The organism is Calothrix sp. CBUCES-K 9914 (assembly GCF_059640475.1).
In genome coordinates, this window is record NZ_JBXXZH010000399.1 from 1 (window position 1) to 5778 (window position 5778).

Consider the following 5778-nt stretch of genomic DNA (forward strand, 5'->3'; position numbering starts at 1 on the left):
TAATGGGTAACACCATCCAAGTTGGGCCTCGTCAATATTCCACTATTTACCATATGTTTCGCGAATGCGTGCGGGACTTAGATATTTACCCAGAGCCGAAGCTCTTCGTTGAGCAAAATGCAGTCGCCAACAGCTATTCTCTCGGAAAAGAAAATCCCTACATCGTTATTAATACAGGCATACTAGACTTACTTAGTGAAGTTGAAATCAGGACGGTGTTAGCCCATGAACTGGGGCACATTAAGTGTGGTCATACTATTTTAATTCAAATGGCGATGTGGGCGAGTCGGGCAGCCTCTGCAATTGGGGATGTGACATTTGGCATCGGTAATTTTGTGAGTACTGGTCTATTGCTGGCGTTTTACGAATGGCGCCGGAAAGCGGAATTATCATGTGACCGTGCAGCTTTGCTTGTCATCGAAGACCTGGACACGGTGATGAAAACGATGATGAAAATCAGTGGAGGCAGTATAAAATATGCCCATGAGTGTCATTTACAAGAGTTCATCAAACAGTCGGAAGAATATCAAGCGCTTGATGCAGATGGACTCAATCAAGTTTACAAATTGTTAATGTACTCAGGGATTATTGGAGAAATGCAAAGTCATCCTTTTGCAGTCGAGCGTTTACATTACTTACGTGAGTGGGCAGTGTCGCAAGAATATCAACAAATTCGTCAGGGGAACTACAGACGTTCTGCAGCCGAAGGTGCTGTTGATGTTGATGTAAATACTCAAACTGAAGCTGACCAACTTCGGCGCCAACTCGAAGAGCTTCAGCGTGAAATTGATAGAATTCGTCGAAACGGTGTATAGAAGAAACCAGGTTTGTGAAAAGTGTAAGTTTATACGATTTGAAAATTGTATAAACTATATACTAATTTTAAGGTTCTACCTGGGAATTACAAGCATAAGTGGCTATGCCACTTTTTTTTTGCCGTTTTATTAATTTAATTTTTGAATCAATATACTTGATGCTCTCTGTACGGCTGAAATGCTCCGCGCGCTTCGAGCATTTTGACAATATTGCCAGAGTTTGGGTTCCGCATCAAAGAGCGCAAAAATTTTAGACGAGTTGCGCTGGTAGCTTCTATGTCTAGTTCTTCAAAAATACAGATTTTTTGATGTGGCGATAAATCTCCTTTAACTTGCTCAATCGCTGATATAATAGTTCGCTGTGGTTCAACCTGCATAATCCGTAAAAACTTAAATAATGTTTCAACAATTGCGCTTTGGCTTTCGCTAGTTAGACGTAGGTTATGAAATAACATTACCTCTGTCGCGTGGTGACGACTTTTATCTCTTAAAAAACCCTGTAAAATCAAGCTGATATCAGGTTCATAACACTCAGATGCCAAGCTGCGGTAATAACTTAAACTCCACCCGTCTAAAACTAGAAGAACAAATAAAATAACCGCTTTATCCTGAATATCAACTACACCATTTAAAAATTTTACTAATTGATTGTCTTGAATGATTCCAGTTACTGGTATTTGAAAACCTGGTAAGAATTGACTGATTTTTGCAACGTGCATGGCCTCATCAGCACCAAACAAGCTATAGAGCATTTGTTCTTCAGTACTTTCATGCATTAGTACCATTTTTGCCATATAACTTACACAAGCTTTTTCTATGGCGTATATTTGTTCTATCAAGAAAGAACTGCAAAACCGCAATATTTCAGCCTGTTCATTTCTATAAGCATATTGGTAAATTCCGACTTTATCCAACCCAAAGTAGCTGGCGCCCCAGTATATAGAGTTTTTGAGGGTTAGATTTAGGGTAAGATTATACGTGTCGGGTTGACCTAATCGGGCGCCAAGTTGTGAAGACAGCCAGTGTAAAAGCTTATCTTCTTCTTGTGAAGGTAGATTTGACCCTGTTATAAATTGTTGTTTAATCATCTATTTATAATCAAACTTGCCGATATACATAGCTTTCGAGCGCGCGCTTTCATGTAAAAATCGGAAAATAGGGAACAAACAAGTAATTCACCGAAACGAGCGAATGGGAAGAAAATCACTCAAACCATCTAGCCTGTGAGAAAATCGCTTCATTATTTAACACTGACACAAATAAAGTCATTTAGTTATGTAGTCATGTGGCAGTAAAAAATCTGTCCCATTTTTGACCCCATTATTCGCATTTTATGAAATATTAAAATCATCACCTAGCTAGTTGCATGTTATTTAAGTACATATGTAATAAAAAATACATATAAATTCGAGAAAAAAGCTTTTAGATGTAGGTGAAAAACACTTGTCACTGACACTAGTAATGTGTTAATAAAGTCTTAGAGACTTGCAAAAATTAAATTCTACACTTGTGGAATAGGCATCCTTGCCCGTTCAAAATCTGGGACGGGCGAGGATGCCCATCCCACAACAAGAAAAGAACTAACTCAGAGACGCGGCTGCTTACCCAAACGTCTCATCACTTCAAAAAAATCAAAATTGCTTTGAGTAGTTATAGCTCATAACTAGAGGTTTCATGCAGCCTAAAAATATGTCTCGCCTCCTGCGCGCGTTGTCGCGTCAAGGTTTGGATGTTAGCTACGAAAATAAAACTTATTCGGTGCGCTTGAATAAAGCAAGCAAAGATGTACCCATAGCTTCCGTGCTTTTGCCTGAAGGATTTCCAGTAGAAGCAAAAGCTTTTAATCAACTTGCACTCCTAGCTAGTATGCAGCATCCTGCTGGTGGGTGTGTATGTGGCGCCTGTGCTACACCAGATTTTCACCCAGGTGATGCGGGTGTAGCAATTGGTTCAGTTATTGAAACAAAGGACATGATAATTCCTGCTGCCGTCGGTTCTGACATCAACTGCGGTATGCGGTTGCATGTTGCAGATTTAACTATCGATCAATTTGAGTCACAGCGCCAGAAATTTGTTGAATTAATGAAAGGAGATTATTTTTTTGGGACTCGCGATGTGACAATGACGGCAAAAACAATGCGCGCGTTGTTTGAAAACGGTATTATGGGTTGGCTTGATGGCATGTTGGACGCACCAACTGGGAGCGTAGTTAAATCAGATTTTGTACAGTTAGGCAAAGAGATAGACCGTATTTTCCTCAATGGTTCGATGCAGGGAAATTGGCTTCAGGCGCCGTCAGAACTAGTTTCCGATGATGGAATTGTGCGGGATGGAGGTTTAGCTACTATAGGTGGTGGAAATCACTTCGTTGAAATTCAGCGTGTAGATAAAGTCGAAAACCGCACATTAGCACATGCATGGGGAATAAAAGAAGGACAACTAGCTTTTATGATTCATTCTGGTTCACGCAATGTCGGTAAATATATCGGTGGTGCGTGGCGTGACCAAGCAAAAGCTGCATGGGGTAATGTAAAATATCCTGACTCCCATATCTTCCCATTATCAACCCATTCGCACCCTGAACTGGTTGCTAGCTATTTACAAGCAGAAGCAACTGCAGCAAACTATGGATTTGTAAATAGGTTATTGCTTGCTGAGTTATTACGGTTAAGGCTACGTGAAGTGTTTGGTGACATTGAGGCGCCATTAATTTACGACTTACCCCACAACATCACTTTACCTCAATCCAAAAGTCAAAAGTGGGTAACACGTAAAGGTGCCTGTCCTGCATTCGATGGTCAACCCGTAATTATTCCTGGTTCAATGGGCGCCTACTCATATTTGTGTGTAGGTAAAAGTAATTCCAAATTTCTAAATTCTGCATCCCATGGTGCAGGAAGACAGCGAAGTCGTTTTGAACTAACTCGTCAAGGTGCATCATACACCGAAGAAGAACTAGGGTTAAACGGAGTTGACTGTATTACTTTACGTGAAGAACGCCGAATCGAAGAGGCGCCTGTCGCATACAAACCAATACAATCAGTAATAGACGTACAAGTAGAAGCAAAAATGATAGAAACAGTCGCGCGTCTTAGCCCCATATTAACCTTCAAAGCCTAATTGTAGGGTGGGCATTGCCCACCTAATAGTCTGTGTCAAAAGTTTTGGGAAGTAGAATAAACGAACCGCAAAGTACGCAAAGCTCGCAAAGGAAGAATTAAGAAGAGAGAACACACCAAAACTTATGACACAGACTAGAATTTTTAGTTTTCAATAAACATCTATTTTGTCAATAAAACGTAAAATAAAGTTTCTTAGCCTGCGCCCGTCTGGCTTTGTTCGTATAGTCTCACCCTTATAGGGTGTGGGGATATAAGATAACGGTTTATTTAATATTGATATATAAAAAATCTAAAAATTTAATATGTATATTGTTTGCTCTAACTAGCTTTTAATAATTCATTAACGGAAAATTCAATAACAATCTCAGTTCCTTGATTTTCTTTTGAAGAACATTGAATTGAACCATTGTGTTCTTCGACAATAATTTGATGGCTTATGGACAAACCCAAGCCAGTACCTTGACCAACTGTTTTGGTTGTAAAGAAGGGTCTGAAAATATTTCGAGATATTTCTTTGCTCATTCCGCAGCCGTTATCAATTATGTGGATAGTAATTGTATTTTCTTGATATGATGTTTGAATTTTTATAGTTGGTGTTTCGTCGTTCGTTTCAGTTAGAATTGCTGCTTTTTTATTTAGTGCATCGATTGAATTGTTGATTACGTGAAAAAATACTTGATTTAAAATTCTAGGGTTACAATATATTTTAGGAATTTTTCCATACTCTTTGATTACTGTAATCTGTTTGGCTTGGCGCCCACAAGATTTGAGACGATGCTGTAAAATTGTCAACGTACTATCGATTCCTTCGTGAATATCCGCCTTTTTAAACTCCGCTTCGTTCAATCGTGAGAAACTAGAGAGCGATTGTACTATTTCGGCGATACGAGTGGCACCGACTTCCATAGAGGTTATAATTTTTGGTAAATCGACTTTTATAAACTCCAGGTCACTTGAAGTTATAGCGTTGAGAACCTTAACGTCTGGATCAGGGTATAAAGAAGCATAAGTGGCTATAAGGTCTAGTAAGTTTTGAGTGTATGAACGAACGTACCCCAGGTTGCCTTCTATGAAGCTTACAGGATTATTGATTTCATGTGCGACACCAGCGACCATTTGCCCTAAAGCGAGCATAGTTTCACGATGAATTGACTGTAATTGAGATTGCTGAACTTTTTGCAATTGAAACAGGATAGTCTCAGCATTTTCTTTTGCTGTGCGGTATTTTTCCTGTATTTGCAGAAACCTGTGCAGCGTCCGGTAATAAACGTTGACGCTAAACCAAACAAACAGCGCTCCGAAAAAGAACACCATGCCAGTTAACAAAGGTATCCATTCAAAAAGCCTCGCGCTTACTAGATAAGCTAATAATGAGTAACCGCACAGGAAAAAAATCATTAGCCAATGCATTATTTGCCATCTGGAGCGGTCAGGGTCTATTTCAAATAGTTTTAGAATTTTGCTAGTTTTAAAGATACACAGTCCCATAATTCCGGCGCCGAGAATAATCATGGTGACAATGACAGACAAAATCACTGAGGAAGTCAGCATGAGTTGATAGCACACTGTAGTTTAGTGATTCTATTATGTGCTAGATGTATAGTGACTGCAAAAAATTTACTTAAATATTGCTAAAACTTAAAAGGACTTAAGCGATTGGCACATAAAAACTGTAGGGTGCGTGACGCTATAACGAACTTAAACGTAGATATAAGATTTGTAGCGTCACGCACCAACTCATGATTGTGACTAGTACTTTATAGACTTGACAACTTTCTCAGTTATCGCGTTATAAATTTTTTCTTGAGACTTTGGGTAACGAATATTAAAATAAATTCTTC

Annotated in this window: 4 protein-coding genes; 2 read left to right on the forward strand and 2 right to left on the reverse strand. The window is 39.1% G+C overall.

Features of this window, described 5'->3' with window-relative positions; all coding sequences use genetic code 11:
- Window positions 1–815 (forward strand): M48 family metallopeptidase (locus AC2JBO_RS42360; protein WP_496959623.1); only part of this gene is annotated, 815 nt, incomplete at its 5' end.
- A 146-nt stretch (window positions 816–961) separates the two neighbouring features.
- Here the strand turns inward: AC2JBO_RS42360 and AC2JBO_RS42365 are convergent.
- Window positions 962–1903 carry a ferritin-like domain-containing protein gene (locus tag AC2JBO_RS42365; RefSeq protein WP_496959624.1) on the reverse strand — a complete coding sequence of 314 codons (942 nt, stop codon included), beginning with the start codon at window positions 1901–1903 and terminating at the stop codon, window positions 962–964.
- 601 nt (window positions 1904–2504) lie between these two features.
- Here AC2JBO_RS42365 and AC2JBO_RS42370 point away from each other — a divergent pair.
- Window positions 2505–3935, forward strand: a complete 1431-nt coding sequence (locus AC2JBO_RS42370) for an RtcB family protein (protein WP_496959625.1) — start codon at window positions 2505–2507, stop codon at window positions 3933–3935.
- A gap of 320 nt (window positions 3936–4255) precedes the next feature.
- On the opposite strand, the gene AC2JBO_RS42375 is transcribed toward AC2JBO_RS42370, so the two are convergent.
- Window positions 4256–5488, reverse strand: coding sequence for a sensor histidine kinase (locus tag AC2JBO_RS42375; protein ID WP_496959626.1), 1233 nt, complete (start codon window positions 5486–5488; stop codon window positions 4256–4258).
- Window positions 5489–5778: the final 290 nt, after the last annotated feature.